We start from the raw sequence: 15,668 nt of genomic DNA, 5'->3' as shown, positions 1-15,668 counted from the left end.
GCAGCTACCTCAGGCCGTGCTGACATTGAGCAATGCGATTGCGGTCGCTTCGTCTGTCATCAACCCATTTATCAATTTTCCCGTGAGCGCTCCGTGAAGAGCCGCAACCTTGCGCTTGCCCTTGGCTACCCCGATCACAAGCGTGCGGCTGCAGCACGGGATCGGGGCGCTCGCCACTCGATCGTTTGTCATTCCCTTGATCAAGTTGCCGTGCCGGTCGAAGGTCCATCCTACGATCTCGCCAACCGCGCCTGCTCGCTGCAACTCGACCAATTCATCCCTGGAAATGAAACCGTCGATCGAAAGCGGAGCCTCAGCACCAACATCACCAACCCCCACGAACGCCACGTCGGCGCGTGCTGCAAGGGCCAGTGTCTTTCCGATTCCCGGTTGGCTATGAAGAGTTGTGCGCTCCTGCCTTGACGAGGCAATAACAGGTACAGGCATAGGGAAGCATTTGGCGGTAACGAGGTCGGCCATCTTGAAGACGACGTTATAAAACCATACCGAGCCCTCGCGTGTGATATTGCCGGTCAGTGATACGATCCGGTGTTGCGGCGCCTCGACCGGCACCATTTCCTCAACCGCGGCCTTGAGCGTGTGACCCGTTCCGATTGCGACCACTAGCGGCTTCGGGGAGGAAAGGCGTCGCTCAATCTCTGCGGCTGCGGCCTGCGCCAGTCCGCCGGGCCCGTTGGCGTCGCGGGTCTCAGAAGGCACGATTTCGACAAATTGCAGACCGTATCGTTGGCTGAGTCTGGCACCAAGCTCCATGCAATCGCCGACAGCGTGGTCAAAGCGAATCTTGATTAGCCCATTTGAGACTGCACGAGCGACCAGACGCTGTGCCGTCTGCCTGGACACGCCAAGCTTGTGCGCGATCTCGTCCTGGCTTTTTCCGGCCATGTAGTAGAGCCAGCCAGCCTTCGCCATGAAGTCAAGCTTGGCGTTGGCTTCCTTCTTTGCAGTCATCCATGCATCTCCTTACAGAATCCTGAGATCCGCCTGTCACGTTGGTCCGCTGCTCTCATCCCGCGGTGAATGCGTGCTCTGGCTGGGCCAGGAACTTGCCGAGCAATCCGCGCAAATCGGCACAGCCCTCGGCAACGCAACTGCTCCAGCTTGCGGGAGGGTTTCACGCCTTCGCGGCCGTGGATCGCCCGGTGCGACAAAGCCAATCGCCCGCACGCCAGAAACATGCGCTGCAACGGCCCCGCGAGGCGATCAAAGGTCGACAGCAAGAGTTCCAGCGCGGGCCGAAAGTGCCAGGATCGGATCGTCACTGGTGATCCAACCGACATTCCTGGCAAGCCAGCCCTCAAGGCCTGCCCGATCATTCAATACCCAGACGCAAAGACGCTCGCGCGGTACGATGGCGGTGATTTCCTCGAATGCCTCCGCAAACAACGCCTTCTCCACGGCGACGATTTCGGCCAGTGTTGCTGCTTGGCTCACCGATGCGGTAAGACCGAGGGCCTCGACAGAGCGGGAATTGATGGAACAAAGCCTGCCGATCTCGGGCGCGACCCGGCGGCATTCCGCGAGGACATCGAGATTAAAGCTTGTCAACAAGCTGCGCCCGGCCAGGCCGTGGCGCCGGATCGCATCGGCCGCCTGCGTCTCAAGCCCGGAATATGGGGTTCCATTAAGATCAGCCTTCAGCTCCACATGCAGATCGACCGGACGTGAAGACGCGAGAAATCTTAGGGCTTCGTCCAGGGTCGGAATCCCTGCATGAGAGCCCTTTAGCGCTATGGTCATTCTGTCGTTTTTAGAAAGAGCCCGTACTGTTCCGCTCGCCTCGGCGGTTCTATCGAGAGTTGCGTCATGGATGACCAGTAGTTCACCCGCATCCGTCAGATGCACGTCGAGTTCAATTGCATCCACATTGAGGGCCAGTGTCCGTTGAAATCCCTCCATCGAGTTTTCCGGCCACAGGCTTCGGGCCCCGCGGTGGCCCACTATTCTTGTCATGTCACACCTGCCGACGATGGGGTGGAGCCGCACCTTTGCGGCCTTGCCAGCCGTCATTTAGAGGCATGTCACAACCGTTTTGTGACGTTTGACGCCGGAGGTGGGCAGATGCCCACCCGTTTTCTTTTGTCGAATCCGGCGGGGTATTGCACCGGCTCGCAAGAACGTGTGGCTTGAACTGCAGGCATTCGCTTTGAGACGCGATTGCCTGTCGTTCAAAGACATGCGCGGCAATTGGCGTTGGTGAACTGACGTTGCTTGACGTCAGCACCCCGATCTATCGTCAGCGCTAACTTTGCTACACCAAACGATGTAGAGCAGTCAGTTCGTCACGGGGCCCGATACCTTGCTCAGGCTACCGAACCCGCTATGCCGTCCAGTTCAGCCACGTCGGCGTCTCCGAGCGCGAGCCCGTTTGCCGCGAGATTTTCTCGAAGGTGACCGAGCGAGGATGTGCCGGGGATCAGCAGGATGTTCGACGCGCGTTGCAGCAGCCAGGCTAGCGCCACCTGCATGGACGACGCACCAAGCCTTGCCGCGACATCAGACAATATGGACGACTGCAACGGTGTAAATCCGCCGAGCGGGAAGAACGGTACATAAGCGATGCCTTCGCGGGCAAGATCGTCGATCAGGGCATCGTCTTTGCGCTGCGCCAGATTGTACTGGTTCTGCACACAGACGATCTCGGTGATTGCCCGGCCTTGGACGATCTGCTTGCGGGTTACGTTGCTCAGTCCGACATGACGCACCAGACCTTGCCGCTGGAGATCAGCCAGGACCGCAAGCGGCGCCTCGATCGAGCCTTCGGCAGGGCCGTGCACGTCGAACATAATCCGAAGGTTGACGACATCAAGCACATCCACACCCAGATTGCGAAGGTTGTCGTGCACCGCTGCCGTCAGCTCCTCGCGCGAAAAGGCCGGGTTCCATGACTTGTCCGCACCCCGTCGTGCGCCAATCTTGGTGACGATAACAAGATCCTCAGGATAGGGGTGAAGCGCTTCGCGGATAAGCTGATTGGTAACATGCGGGCCGTAGAAGTCGCTGGTATCTATGTGGTTTACGCCCTTCGCAATGGCCTCCCGCAGCACTGCCACGGCCGCGTCATGATCCTTGGGTGGACCAAAAACGCCTGGCCCTGCGAGCTGCATTGCGCCATAGCCCAGCCGCCTGACGCTGCGGTCGCCGAGGTTGAAGGTACGGGACGGATCGACATTGGACATGCTTTGCTCCTTTCGAGAGATCACCAGGATAGGTGTTGTAATCGTGCATGAAAACTCGATAATTCTGCACAGGCTGTGCGGAGTGGCGAACAATGAAAATCGATCTGAGCGACCTCAACGCCTTCGTAGAGGTCTCCCGCGCCGGCGGCTTTCGCGAGGCTGCGAGGGTTGGTGGAAACAGCGCCTCCTTTCTCAGTGAAGCGGTCCGCCGTCTCGAAACCAGGCTGGGCGTCAGGCTCTTGAACAGGACAACACGTAGCGTCGTCCCGACCGAAGCAGGCAAGGTCCTGCTGCAGCGCCTTGGTCCAGCCTTGACGGAGGTGGAGCTGGCGCTCGATGTGGTCAATGGCTTTCGCGACAGACCGGCAGGTATGTTGCGCCTAAATGTTCCTGTCAGCGCAGCCCGGCTTGTTCTGCCGGCCATTGTTCCGCCGTTCCTCGCGACCTATCCCGACATTCGACTGGAGGTGGTCACGGAGGAGAGCTTTGTCGACGTGCTCGCGGCTGGGTGCGACGCCGGCATCCGCTACGACGAGCGGCTGGAGCAGGATATGATCGCCGTCCCGATCGGGCCGCGCATCCAGCGATTTGCGACCGCGGCGTCCCCGGCCTATCTGCGTCGCAATGGCCGCCCACAACACCCAGGCGATCTGCTTGCGCATGCGTGCCTGCTTGGCCGCTTCTCGAGCGGCGTGATGACGACGCCATGGGAATTCGAGCGCGGCGGCGAAGTGGTGCGCGTCGATCCGACCGGTCCCCTGATCGTGCGGGTAGGTGGAGGGACTGACCTTGCCGTCGATGCCGCAATCGCCGGAACAGGGGTGATTTACCTTTTTGAAGACTGGCTGAGACCGCATTTCACGAGCGGCGCCCTCGAACCCATCCTCGAACCATGGTGGCAGCGCTTCTCCGGCCCATTCCTTTACTACCCCGGGCGACGGCTCGTGCCAGCGCCGCTCAGAGCGTTCATCGACTTCCTGAAGTCCCCGGAGGCACGGATTTGATGCCATGCCTGCAGCAAAACGGTGCCCGCATTGCAGCGGGCTCCCACCCTTTTTGGATCGTCAACATGCTTGGCAAGGGCCGCAACCCCTCATTCAAGTTCAATCTTCGCGTCACGAACAACCGGCGTCCACTTGGCAATCTCCGCCTTCACATGGGCCCCGAGTTGCTCCGGCGTGGACGCTATGATGACGGCGCTGAAGTCAGCCATCTTCTTGCTGACCTCTGGGTCGGCAAGCGCCTTGTTGGCGGCAGCGTTGAGACGCTCAACGACATCCGCCGGTGTGCCCGCGGGCGCAAAAAGCGCGTTCCACGTATAGGTTTCATAGCCGGGGACGGTCTCGCCAACCGTTGGAACATTGGGGAAGGACGGCGCGCGTTCCTTGGTGGTGACCGCAAGTGCTCGCAAAGTACCGCTCTTGATATGACCTGATGATGACGGCAGGTTGTCGAACATGATTGGAACCTGATTGCCGAGAACATCGTTCAACGCCGGGCCTGATCCCTTGTAGGGGATGTGCTCCATGTCGACGCCGGCCATTGCCTTGAAAAGCTCTCCGGAAAGGTGCAGCGGGGTACCGTTGCCTGAAGAGGCATAGCTGTAGGTCCCCGGATTGGCCTTTAAAAGAGCAACCAGTTCGGCCAGGGTCTTGGCTGGCAATTCAGGATTGACGACAAGAACGTTGGGAACCAGGACCAACAGCGAAATTGGCGCAAAATCCTTTTCGGGATCATAGGGGGTCGACTTCAGGATCAACGGATTGAGCGCATGGGTCGCAACTGTTCCCATCAGGATCGTATAACCATCCGGATCGGCACGCGCGACGTTGTCGGCGCCAAGATTGCCACCTGCTCCGGCAACGTTCTGCACGATGACCTGCTGGCCAAGGTCTTCCGACATCTTCTGCGCAAGAATGCGGGCGACCACGTCTGTCGACCCGCCGGCGGCAAATGGGACAACCAGCGTAACCTGACGATCAGGGAAATCAGCCGCTTGCGCCGGCAATCCCGCCGACAGGACTGTCGCCAGAAAAAATCCTCCGGCAAGCGTGCCTCGACGCGTCAGCTTCAGTCTTGTCATCCTCATTCCTCCTTGTTGCAAACCAATTTCCATGCGCCTGAATGATCTGTTCAGTCCTCCTCCTGGAACACCTCCTCGCGCTTGGCCTTTACCGAGGGCAAGAACACGACCAACAGGACGGCGAGGGCGATAAGAAGCAGCACAGCGCTGATCGGACGCGTGATAAAGGTCGTCGGATCGCCGCGCGACAGGATCATTGCGCGCCTGAGGTTTTCCTCAAGCAGTGGCCCCAGCACGAAGCCGAGAAGCAACGGCGCCGGCTCGCACCGCAGTTTGACAAGCAGATATCCGGCCAGCCCGAAAAAGGCGACGGCGTAGAGGTCATAGACGTTGCTGTTGACGCTGTAGACCCCGATCGAGCAGAAGGCCATGATGATCGGGAAGAGCACGTAGTAGGGTATCGTCAGCAACTTTACCCAAAGGCCAATCAGCGGCAGGTTGAGGACAACCAGCATCAGATTGCCGATCCACATCGACGCGATGATCCCCCAAAACAGCGCCGGTTGCTCGCTCGCCACATTCGGTCCCGGCACTATGCCCTGTATGATCATCGCGCCGACCATCAGCGCCATCACCGGATTTGCAGGGATGCCCAATGTCAACAGCGGAATGAATGAGGTCTGCGCACCGGCGTTGTTGGCCGATTCTGGCCCAGCCACTCCAGCAATTGCTCCGTGGCCGAACTCCTGCGGACGGTCAGAGATGCGTTTTTCCACCGTATAGGAAGCAAAGGCCGCAAGGATGGCACCGCCACCTGGCAGGATGCCCAATGCTGATCCGATGGCCGTGCCCCGGAGTACCGGCGCGACCATCCGTTTGAAGTCTTCGCGCGTCGGCCAAAGGCCACTGACTTTTGCCATCAACACCGTGCGGGTCTTTTCACCCTCCAGGTTGCGGAGGATCTCAGCAACGCCGAACACGCCGACGGCGACAGCAACGAAGTTTAGGCCGTCGGCGTATTCTCGAATGCCAAGGGTAAAGCGGGGCGTACCCGTATAGATATCCGTCCCGACCAGCCCAAGCAGCAAACCAAGGGCAACCATTGCAAGTGCCTTGATGATCGAGCCATGCGCAAGGGCAACCGAGGAAACCAAGCCGACGATCATCAGCGAGAAGTATTCGGCAGCACCGAATTTCAGCGCAAGCGCAGTCAGCGGGATGGCGAAAATGGCTACGAGAAAGGTCGACACGGTGCCGGCAAAAAAGGAGCCCAGCGCAGCAATCGAGAGCGCTGCCCCCGCCCTGCCGCGACGGGCCATCTGATAGCCGTCAATCGCGGTCACGGCAGAGGAAGATTCGCCCGGCATGTTGATAAGGATGGCTGTCGTCGATCCGCCATACTGTGCGCCGTAGTAGATGCCGGCCAGCATGATCAGCGACGAAACTGGCTCGAGCTGGAAGGTAATCGGCAACAGCATGGCGATGGTGGCAGTTGCCCCGATACCCGGCAAGACACCGATGAGCGTGCCGAGAAGGACGCCAATCAGACAGAAAAGAAGATTTTCCGGCGAAGCGGCCGTACTGAATCCGAGTGCGAGATTGCTGACGAGATCCATGGGCGCCTCCTAGAACCGAACCCAAGGGCCGAAACGCTCGAACGGCAGCCCAAGCGCGTAGCTGAAGACGATGACCGAAAAGAGGGTTATTGCGGCGGCCAAGGCGATTGCCAGCGGCACCTTCATCCGCGTCGACGCAAAGGCTGCAACGAGCGCGGCGACGAAGAGTGAGGGCACGAAGCCAAGACCGCGTACAGTCAATCCAAATATGATCGGCGCCGGGAGGATGAAGGCCATTCCACGCACCGCGATCGGACCGAGCGGCTCGCCTTGGACCCGTATCGCCTGGACCAGTACGATCAGGCCCAGAAGTGTCAGAACAACAGCAAGCACAAGCGGAAAATAACCCGGCCCCATGCGCAACGCAGTCCCAAGCTCAAGGTTCAGGCATTGGTAGATGAAGAAGCAACCCACCCCTATGAAGAGCCCGCCACACAGGGCGTTGGTGCTGTCGAACTTCAGTGATTTCATAGCTTCCCCCCGCGGCAATAGAAGCACTGACGGCGGATCCCTTGCAAAGCGGTTAGGCAGCCCGCTCGGAAAAAGGCCGTGCCGCCCGAGGACATCCCGGGCGGCAACCGTCAGCGACGACGCTAGTCTGCGTATTGGCCGGCCGCCTCGATCACCGGCTTCCAGCGAGCGATCTCGGTTTCCAGCTTGGCCTTCAGGACCGCTGGCGTTGCGTCCGCTTCTGCCGACGGCTCTGTGCCTAGCTCGGCGAAACGAGCAACAACGTTCGGGTCCTTGAGAGCAACCTGCAGCGATTTCGAAAGCCGCTCGGTCACGTCAGCGGGCGTACCCTTCGGCGCGTAGAGCCCGTGCCAGATACCGACCTGGAAATCGGCAAGGCCGCCTTCGATGGCCGTCGGGACATCCGGGAGAACCTTCAGACGCGTGGGCGAAGTCACGGCGTAAGCCTTGATTGTGCCGCCCTGGATTTGCTTGGTGGTGTTCGTTGTCTGGTCGCACATGATGTCGACCTGGCCACCGAGCAGGTCGGTCATGGCAGGTCCGGTGCCCTTGTAGGGAACAGTGGTAAGAGGCGTCTGAATGGCACTCATCAGCATCATGCCGCAAAGGTGCGAGGCCGCACCGATGCCGGCATTGGCGACCGTGACGCTTTCCTTGTTGGCCTTGACGTATTCCACAAGCCCCTTGAGGTCAGTCGGCTCGAAATCCTTGCGCGCGACGATCGTCATCGGCACGTCTGTGACGAGACCCACATATTCGAAGGCGTTCAGGGTGTCATAGGCCAGCTTGCGGTAAAGCGTGGCACTCGTCGCCATGCCAATATGATGCAAGAGAACGGTGTAGCCGTCCGGGTCGGCCTGAGCTACGCGTCCGGCTCCAAGTGTGCCACCAGCGCCACCGACATTTTCGACGACAATCTGCTGACCAAGATCCTTCGACATGGACTCCGCCACCAGACGGGCCACGGTATCCGTCGGGCCGCCGGCGGCAAACGGCACCACCATCGTGATCGTCCGCTCAGGGTAGGTCTGAGCATGTGCAGACGCGGACACGAGCGAAGCGGCAGCAATGGCCGTCACGCCCAGCAAAGCATTCAGTAGTTTCATGTTTCTTCCTCCCAGCAACTCTCCGGGCGGCTCCCCCCGCACCGGTGATCACTCATGTCACTGTGGAGCGCGTGCGCGGACCGACAACCGCCAGAGGCGCCGCATTTCTAATTTTTCAGCACCTCATCAGGCAAAATGGGTAGGAACGGGGACAAAGGCGCGCCGTAATGGGTGGATTTCCACCCATTACCCATCGAGTTCCTCCTCATTCCTTCTCCCCTTCTCAAGCCCATATTTCTGCATTTTCTCGTAGAGCGTCTTGCGCGAAACGCCGAGGGTCTCGTAGACGGGCCGCAGGCTCCCGCCATGGGCGGCAAGCGCGCTTGCAATCAGGCCGCGTTCGTAAGCGGCAACCTTGTCGGCGAGCTTCTGGTTCTCGTCCCCGATATCTTCGGGCTGGAGATCAAGGCCGAGCACGAGCCGATCGGCAGCGTTTCGCAATTCGCGCACATTGCCGGGCCAGCTTCGCAAACCGATCTTGGCAATGGTTTCCGGTCGCACCTCCACGTCATTGCGACCATAGCGAGCCGCCGCTTCGCGCACGAGTTGGAGAAAAAGCAATGGAATGTCGGCCTGACGCTGGGAAAGCGAGGGCACGTGGATGGTCGCAACGTTGAGACGGTAAAGGAGGTCGGGACGAAAGCGTCCTCGTGCAACCTCGGCTTCGAGATCGACCTTGCTGGTGGCGATGAAGCGTACGTCGAGTGGGACAGGCTCGTTGGAACCCAGACGGGTAATGATGCGCTCCTGCAGCACGCGCAGGAACCTCGCCTGCAGATCCGACGGCATCGAGCCGATCTCGTCGAGAAGAATCGTACCGCCACGGCCATGCTCGAACTTCCCGTATCGTGAACGGAGAGCACCGGGAAAGGCACCGGCCTCATGTCCGAAAAGCTCACTCTCGATCAGGGTTTCCGGCAGCGCAGCGCAATTGATGGCGATGAACGGTTTGTCAGCGCGCGCGCTGGTATCGTGGAGCGCCCTGGCGACGACTTCCTTGCCCACGCCGGTTTCACCTATGATCAGGGTGTCGGCATCGGTTGCAGCAATTGCTCGCAAGCGATAGCGCAGGTCTACCATGATCTGTGTGCGTCCAGGAAGACGAGCCTCAATGTCGTCACGCTTACCAGCCACGGCACGCAGCCGCCTGTTCTCAAGAACGAGACTCCGCCGATCGAGCGCACGCCTGATGATGCCGACGAGGTGCTGGGCGGCGAAAGGTTTTTCGACGAAGTCGTAGACACCTGCGTGCATCGCGTTGACCGCAAGCTGCACGTCCGCATGCCCCGTTACCAGGATGACCGGTATCTCGGAATCCATTTCGCGTATGCGCTGCAATAGTGTCATCCCGTCCATGCCGGGCATTCGAATGTCACTGATCACAACGCCGTCGAAGCCATAGCCGATACGCGCCAGTACCGGCTCGGCACTGGCAAACGTCGTAACATCGAGCCCAAACAGACTGAGTGCCTGGGCGGACGAACGGCGCATCTCCTCCTCGTCGTCGATCAGCAGAATCCGGTTACCCGTCATTCGGCGGCCTCGCTAATCGCCGGTGCCTGATTGAGCACAATACGGAATTCCGCGCCCCCGTCGGATGCGTTGGCGACGGTAAGGCTGCCGCCGAAGTCCCTGATGATGTTGTAGGAGATTGACAGGCCAAGCCCAAGGCCACGGCCGACGCCCTTTGTGCTAAAGAACGGGTCAAATATGCGTTCCGTTATCGCGGGCGGCACACCCGGCCCGTGGTCGCGGATCGTCAACACCACCTTGTTTTCGGTGCGCTCCGCAAGGATGTGGATGCGTCTGTCTTCCAACCCTTCAACAGCGTCGGCCGCATTGGTAATGATGTTGACGAGAACCTGTTGGAGCCGCACCGAGCCAGCCTGCACCAAAGTCGACGAATCGCCGAGATCGACCAGAAGTGTCGCGTCCGCGATCTTCAGGCGTACCGCAACGATTTCAAGTGTATCGGCCATCGCATCGGCGAGCGAAACCGGCCCGATCTTCTCGTTCGGTTTGCGCGCAAAGTTGCGCAGGTGTCGGCTGATCGAAGCCATCCGATCGATCAGTCCGGAGATCCGATGAAGATTGTCACGGGCCTCATCCGTGCGATCGCGCTCAATCAACACGGCGGCACTGTCGACATATGTCTTGGCGGCGGCAAGCGGTTGGTTGAGCTCGTGGGACAGCGCTGCGGACATCTGCCCAAGGCCTGCAAGCTTTCCCGCCTGAATGAGGTCGGCTTGCGTCTGGCGAAGCTTCTGTTCGGTCAACCGTCGCTCGGCAATTTCCTCCTCGATGCGTTGATTGACCCGCGCGAGATCCGCAGTTCGCTCTCTTACCCGATGCTCCAGCTCGTTGTGGGCATCGATTTGCATCCGCATTCTTTCCCGCGCACGCGAACGGCGCTGCAAGACAATGGCGACGACAAGGCCAGTCAGACCGATGGAAAGTAGGACCGCAATCAGCATTGTACGTGCCTGCGCGTGCACTGAACTCGTGTCCATCAAGACACTGACAGTCCAGTCCGCGTCCCGCATGTAATGCGAGAGCGTCAGATACTCCCTTGTTGCCTCCGGGTCCGCAATCGTCGTGAGACGATGCCCGCCAAGCTCGTGCTGCCTCAAGGGAAGTTGCCTCAGTGCGGCCTCGGCGTAGCGACGCGATGCCTGGGTGCGTTCAAGGCGCTCACTCGTCAACGGCAAGATACCGGAATAGAGCCACTCCGGGCTGCCGGTCATGAAGATGATGCCTTCCGGATCTGAGACCAGGATCTTGTATTCACCGCCCTTCCAGGAAGCTTCAATTGAGTCGATATCCACTTTGAAGACAATGACGCCGCGGATTGCCTCATCCACACGGATCGGCGCAGCAAAATAGTAGCCTCGTTTCAGTGATGTCGTGCCGAGTGCGTAAAACCGCGCCTGGCGCCCTTCCGCAGCATCCTGAAAGTAGGGCCGATAGCTGAAATTCTCTCCAACGAAGCTGGTTGGGCCGTCATAATTGCTCGCGGAAATCGTATCCCCATTCACCCTCATCACATAGATGTCGGATGACTCAAGGAGCGAGTTGATCTCCTTCAGGTAAATATTTGCCGCTTGCCGAAGCGCCGGATTATCGGGATCACTCACCAACTTCTTGATGTCGTCGTGGTCAGCAATCAGTTCCGGAAGCGGCTCGTATCGACTGAGATGTCCTGCAAGGGCCGAGACGGCGAGGCGAAGCGCAGAGCCCGCCTGCGATGACGCCTCGTCCATATAGCTTCGGGTTACAAGCTCCCTGCCAGGGACGACCGCAGCATAGCAAATCGCCGATAACAGGCAGAAAGCGATTAGCCCACGAAAACTTTGGTTCACGAACGCGGGCTCCTCCTTCCCTCGTCGCGGCCAATTCGGCCGTCAGGCCAAGTCTAGAGGTCAACGTCGTGGTTTCCAAGAGGCTTCAAAGGAGGCATGGAGCCGTTTCGCAAAAGGCTGCTGGATGACAGCCAACGTCCGGATTGGCCGCCCGCCCCTTCACTTTAACATTACACGCCGTGTCATTGAGTGACGGAACGACTGCGGGGACAGGTCGGTTATCCCACATGAAAGGAGCCAGAATGACCGAGAAACACTCTGAAACGACCTACTCACCTGCCTCACTGCAAGAACAATATTGCCTCGACAAGGCTGAAGCGCGACGGTTGCTGACGAGCTTCGGCAATCACCAGCGGGAGATGGACAGATTGCTCGCGGCACGCGGCAGGTCGCGATCGCATCGAAAGCACGACCTTCGCACACCGCTTTGGCGCGCTCCCTTTGGCATCGGGTAGCGGCAGTTCGTGCACTGGATCGCCTGGCGCATCCCCTTTACCGCACTCCGTTAGTGCAATTGGCATTCTGGGCGCATTCGACCCTCAAATGACGCAATCAGCGAGATCCCCTGTTCAAGCAGGATGGTGGCAGCCCTGAGTTCGCGCTGCGAGAGGTCGCCAACAAACCCACGGATTGTCTTGGCAAGACAGGTCGAGTTCGCGGCATAGCGAACGTCGCCGATATCTTGCGCCTCTTCCGCCGACTCTTCCAGGGCTTGCGCGACCATCGAAATGATGTTCGTCCGTTCACGAAGTGTCATTTCGTCAAGCGTCTTGCCAGGTTCCTGCATCGAAATCTCCAAACGCGCATGATCGCCACACGGTTACCCAACCGCTCCGCACACGCTCTGACTGATTGATATTAAGGAGGCGACGATCGCCCTGGTGGTAAGATGGATATCCGAGCGCATCGAGGCAAGGCATGGCTTCCATGCAGCCTGTGCATGTCAATTCGTCAGTACGATCGTTCGCTCAACCGTTGCCACAATAAAGCTGCCGACATAGTTACATATGCGAAGCAGTAAACAGGGGGATCAGTCATGAGCGAGAGCTTGATCGAACGCGTGACGGCCGAACTAAAACAGCTCGCCGCCGAGATTGCGGCCATCAATGCCAGGCCGCTTCAAGACGTGCCTGATGTCGAACTTATCTCGCAAGGTGGGGACGCCGACTTCAACCGGCCGCGCCGACCCGGGCCCTCCACGAGAACCAAACGACGGATCTCCGGCAAGCGCGCCAATCAAGGGCTTTCATAAACCCGTTCAGTCGCTATTGTGCCCGACGAGAGACGATTGCGAGATTATCATGACAGAGCAGCATCAGGACCACCTTCAGGAACGGATAACGATCCTTGGCGATCTTGATGCCGCCTCTTTCATTCCATGGATCCAGCGCCACGCAGCCAAACTTGGCTTGTCGCAGGCGATATCTCGCACCAGCGCCGATCGCATCGAACTCGAGGTCGAAGGACCGGCGGAACTGATCGACATGATGGAGATGGGATGCTCTCTCGGCCCCATCGACGTCTGGGTCGAGGCCATCGAGCGTACGCCTATCGGTAGCAATGCAAGCTGAGCGGCACCTGCAGGTTCGGTAGACATTCAGTTATGCACTGCCCCATATTTCATCAGCGTTGCCAATGCGAAATAATTATGCAAACGTTGCGCCTGCCTGTCGCAGGCGGCCACTCCACCCGCCGCACCTGAAGCATGGCAAAGCATTGGTAATGTTTGGAAAGTTTGATCATGCCATCCGATACGACGGGCTCTTGGACGCCAGTCGCCCTTTCCGCTGATTTGCCGGCGGGAACGGTCATACCGGCACGCACACCAGCCGGATCTTTCGCACTTTGGAGAAGTGAATCAGGACGCCTTTCGGCATCGGCCGACCGATGTCCACATCGCGGCATGCGGCTATCCCACGGCTTTGTTCGCGGTGAGGCGCTGTCGTGCATCTATCATGGCTGGAGCTACGCAAGTGAGGGACACTGTCTTCGCATTCCGGCACATCCAGGCCTCGTGCCACCGGAAACGATCCGTGTCGCAACCCAGAAGGTCGCCGAATCGGACGGTGTGATTTGGGTGGCCGTTGGAGAACCGGCTGACCAGCCGCCGCGCTTTGAGGGCCTGGTCCCACTGCGCTCGTTGGCCGCACAGGCCGGTATTGCCGCGATCGAAGAGGCAGCCGGCGCGAAAACAGGTGCCGACGGGGTTGTTCGGCAAGTCGTCGATTCCAGAGAGATCCGGTTCCTGCTTGTTGAACAGGATCATGACCAGACGCTCATCCATGTTCTTCTTGACGACAAGACCGCTTCCTCCGATCGCATCGCGGCGTCACGCGCTGCCGAGACATTGCGGCGAAGCGCGGAAAGCGTCCAGGCTAAGGGGGCCTTGGTATGACATACGGAGCCATGCTCAACGAGTGGTATCCTGTCGGCCTCGTCAGCCAACTTGGTAAACATTCACACAAGACCGCCCTCATGGGCGAACCGATCGAGGTCTCGGTCGGCGCCGACGGTACGGCGAGTGTAACAGCTGACAGTGGGCGTGCCTTGCCCGTCTGCGTTCGCTATGGACACGTTTGGTCGTCCCTCGGCGAACCCCAAAAGGAACTTTTTGCCATTCCCGAGGCCGACCAGCCCGGACGCCGCTTCGTCGATGTTGGCGTTGTTCGGGTGCGCTGCTCGCCGCTGCGCGCAGTCGAAAACTTTCTCGACATTGCACACTTCCCCTTTGTGCACACGGACATCCTCGGTGCAGAACCACACACCGAAGTCCAGAACTACAAGGTCGAGATCAGGGACGTCGAGGACGAGGTTTGGGCAACCCAGGTGAAGTTCTATCAGCCGCAGGCCGCGAAATCCGCAAGCGGCGGCATCACCACCGAATATATGTACCGTGTCCCGGCCCCGACCTGCTCGGTGCTCTATAAGACCTGCCCACCTCGTCCGAGCGAGTGGGATGTCATTACTCTTTTCGTGCAGCCTCTGGCCGAGGACTTGTGCGACGTTTGGCCATGGATGGCGCTGTTTGACGATGAAACCTCAATGACCGATCTCATCCATTTCCAGCAAACGATCTTTCTGCAGGACCGATCGATCCTGGAAAACCAGATCCCGCGCCTTCTTCCGCTGGATCCCGGAATGGAGATCCCAACACGCGCCGACCTTACGTCGGTGGCGTATCGCCGCTGGCTGAAACGCCACAACTATACCTATGGCGCACAACTGGTGGCGCAATGAAGCTCTACGACTACATCCTTTCGCCCAGCTGCTACAAGGTGCGCCTGATGGCTGCGCTCACCGGCACGAAGCTCGATATCAGACCGGTTGATTTTCACCCCGGTGGCGAGCACCGCGGATCCGAACTCCTGGCGCTCAATCCTGCCGGATCGATCCCGATCCTTGAGGACGGGGACCTCCTCCTCACAGAGTCCTCGGCGATGCTTGTCTATCTTGCTGCAAAGAGCGCTCCCGAATGGCTGGGTGACGGGACGGCTGACGTTGCTGCCCGGGTCCAGCAGTGGCTGTCATTCTCGCATCGGCTGACCGCGAGCCTTGGAGGCGCGCGTCTGCACGAGATGTTATTGCGTCCAGGCAATATCGCTGTCCTGCAGGCACAGGGAATTGCTGCGCTACGCGAATTGGAAGCGGGGCTTGTCGAACAAAACCTGCGCGGCAAACAGTTCCTGGCTTCGGACAGTCCAACCGTGGCCGACATTGCCTGCTTCCCTTACGTGGCGCTTGCGCCGGACGGAGGTGTTTCACTCGATCCCTATCCTGCAATTCGACGTTGGTCGCGCGCCATACGAGCGCTTGATCGGTTTATCGAGATGCCAGGCATACATCGGCTGCACGAATTGAAGCCCGAGCCACAGATCGCACCGGGCGAGGAATGA

The 15,668-nt window shown here is 59.4% G+C and carries 17 protein-coding genes; 7 read left to right on the top strand and 10 right to left on the bottom strand.

Features of this window, described 5'->3' with window-relative positions; translation table 11 throughout:
- Positions 1-9: 9 nt before the first annotated feature.
- From JNB88_RS09305 to JNB88_RS09295, 3 genes are all read right to left on the bottom strand, one after another.
- Positions 10-972, bottom strand: a complete 963-nt coding sequence (locus JNB88_RS09305; protein ID WP_220355203.1) for a sugar-binding transcriptional regulator — start codon at positions 970-972, stop codon at positions 10-12.
- Positions 973-1,224: 252 nt separating this feature from the next.
- Positions 1,225-1,974 carry a glycerophosphodiester phosphodiesterase family protein gene (locus JNB88_RS09300; protein WP_220355202.1) on the bottom strand — a complete coding sequence of 250 codons (750 nt, stop codon included), beginning with the start codon at positions 1,972-1,974 and terminating at the stop codon, positions 1,225-1,227.
- Between the two features lie 350 nt (positions 1,975-2,324).
- Positions 2,325-3,200 carry an aldo/keto reductase family oxidoreductase gene (locus JNB88_RS09295; RefSeq protein ID WP_220355201.1) on the bottom strand — a complete coding sequence of 292 codons (876 nt, stop codon included), beginning with the start codon at positions 3,198-3,200 and terminating at the stop codon, positions 2,325-2,327.
- 92 nt (positions 3,201-3,292) lie between these two features.
- Between JNB88_RS09295 and JNB88_RS09290 the strand changes: the two genes are divergently transcribed.
- Positions 3,293-4,204, top strand: coding sequence for a LysR family transcriptional regulator (locus tag JNB88_RS09290; RefSeq protein ID WP_220355200.1), 912 nt, complete (start codon positions 3,293-3,295; stop codon positions 4,202-4,204).
- An 89-nt stretch (positions 4,205-4,293) separates the two neighbouring features.
- Here JNB88_RS09290 and JNB88_RS09285 read toward each other — a convergent pair whose 3' ends face one another.
- From JNB88_RS09285 to JNB88_RS09260, 6 genes are all read right to left on the bottom strand, one after another.
- Positions 4,294-5,283 (bottom strand): Bug family tripartite tricarboxylate transporter substrate binding protein, encoded by a 990-nt coding sequence (locus JNB88_RS09285; protein WP_220355199.1) that lies wholly within the window; start codon positions 5,281-5,283, stop codon positions 4,294-4,296.
- A gap of 50 nt (positions 5,284-5,333) precedes the next feature.
- A complete protein-coding gene (locus JNB88_RS09280; protein ID WP_220355198.1) occupies positions 5,334-6,839 on the bottom strand; it encodes a tripartite tricarboxylate transporter permease in 1,506 nt (501 codons plus the stop codon).
- A 9-nt stretch (positions 6,840-6,848) separates the two neighbouring features.
- Positions 6,849-7,310: a tripartite tricarboxylate transporter TctB family protein gene (locus JNB88_RS09275; RefSeq protein WP_220355197.1), complete on the bottom strand. Its 462-nt coding sequence runs from the start codon at positions 7,308-7,310 to the stop codon at positions 6,849-6,851.
- 122 nt (positions 7,311-7,432) lie between these two features.
- Positions 7,433-8,416, bottom strand: a complete 984-nt coding sequence (locus tag JNB88_RS09270; RefSeq protein ID WP_220355196.1) for a tripartite tricarboxylate transporter substrate-binding protein — start codon at positions 8,414-8,416, stop codon at positions 7,433-7,435.
- A gap of 186 nt (positions 8,417-8,602) precedes the next feature.
- Positions 8,603-9,949 (bottom strand): sigma-54-dependent transcriptional regulator, encoded by a 1,347-nt coding sequence (locus JNB88_RS09265; RefSeq protein WP_220355195.1) that lies wholly within the window; start codon positions 9,947-9,949, stop codon positions 8,603-8,605.
- The gene (locus tag JNB88_RS09260) at positions 9,946-11,775 is read right to left on the bottom strand and encodes a sensor histidine kinase (protein ID WP_420832177.1); all 1,830 of its coding nucleotides are present in this window, start codon (positions 11,773-11,775) and stop codon (positions 9,946-9,948) included. The genes JNB88_RS09265 and JNB88_RS09260 overlap by 4 nt, the downstream gene beginning before the upstream one ends.
- Before the next feature lie 242 nt (positions 11,776-12,017).
- Here JNB88_RS09260 and JNB88_RS09255 point away from each other — a divergent pair, with 242 nt between their 5' ends.
- A complete protein-coding gene (locus JNB88_RS09255; RefSeq protein WP_037129387.1) occupies positions 12,018-12,230 on the top strand; it encodes a hypothetical protein in 213 nt (70 codons plus the stop codon).
- 50 nt (positions 12,231-12,280) lie between these two features.
- Here JNB88_RS09255 and JNB88_RS09250 read toward each other — a convergent pair whose 3' ends face one another.
- Positions 12,281-12,562, bottom strand: coding sequence for a hypothetical protein (locus JNB88_RS09250; RefSeq protein ID WP_220355194.1), 282 nt, complete (start codon positions 12,560-12,562; stop codon positions 12,281-12,283).
- Between the two features lie 249 nt (positions 12,563-12,811).
- Between JNB88_RS09250 and JNB88_RS09245 the strand changes: the two genes are divergently transcribed.
- From JNB88_RS09245 to JNB88_RS09225, 5 genes are all read left to right on the top strand, one after another.
- A complete protein-coding gene (locus JNB88_RS09245; protein WP_220355193.1) occupies positions 12,812-13,027 on the top strand; it encodes a hypothetical protein in 216 nt (71 codons plus the stop codon).
- Positions 13,028-13,076: 49 nt separating this feature from the next.
- The gene (locus JNB88_RS09240) at positions 13,077-13,346 is read left to right on the top strand and encodes an acylphosphatase (RefSeq protein ID WP_220355192.1); all 270 of its coding nucleotides are present in this window, start codon (positions 13,077-13,079) and stop codon (positions 13,344-13,346) included.
- A gap of 170 nt (positions 13,347-13,516) precedes the next feature.
- Positions 13,517-14,170 (top strand): Rieske (2Fe-2S) protein, encoded by a 654-nt coding sequence (locus JNB88_RS09235; protein WP_220355191.1) that lies wholly within the window; start codon positions 13,517-13,519, stop codon positions 14,168-14,170.
- Positions 14,167-15,012, top strand: a complete 846-nt coding sequence (locus JNB88_RS09230; protein WP_220355190.1) for an aromatic ring-hydroxylating oxygenase subunit alpha — start codon at positions 14,167-14,169, stop codon at positions 15,010-15,012. The genes JNB88_RS09235 and JNB88_RS09230 overlap by 4 nt, the downstream gene beginning before the upstream one ends.
- A complete protein-coding gene (locus JNB88_RS09225; RefSeq protein WP_037129376.1) occupies positions 15,009-15,668 on the top strand; it encodes a glutathione S-transferase family protein in 660 nt (219 codons plus the stop codon). The genes JNB88_RS09230 and JNB88_RS09225 overlap by 4 nt, the downstream gene beginning before the upstream one ends.

The sequence above is a fragment of the Rhizobium cauense genome, from assembly GCF_019511525.1.
Taxonomy (GTDB): Bacteria; Pseudomonadota; Alphaproteobacteria; order Rhizobiales; family Rhizobiaceae; genus Rhizobium; species Rhizobium cauense.
This window is presented reverse-complemented; position numbering and strand designations above follow the sequence as displayed.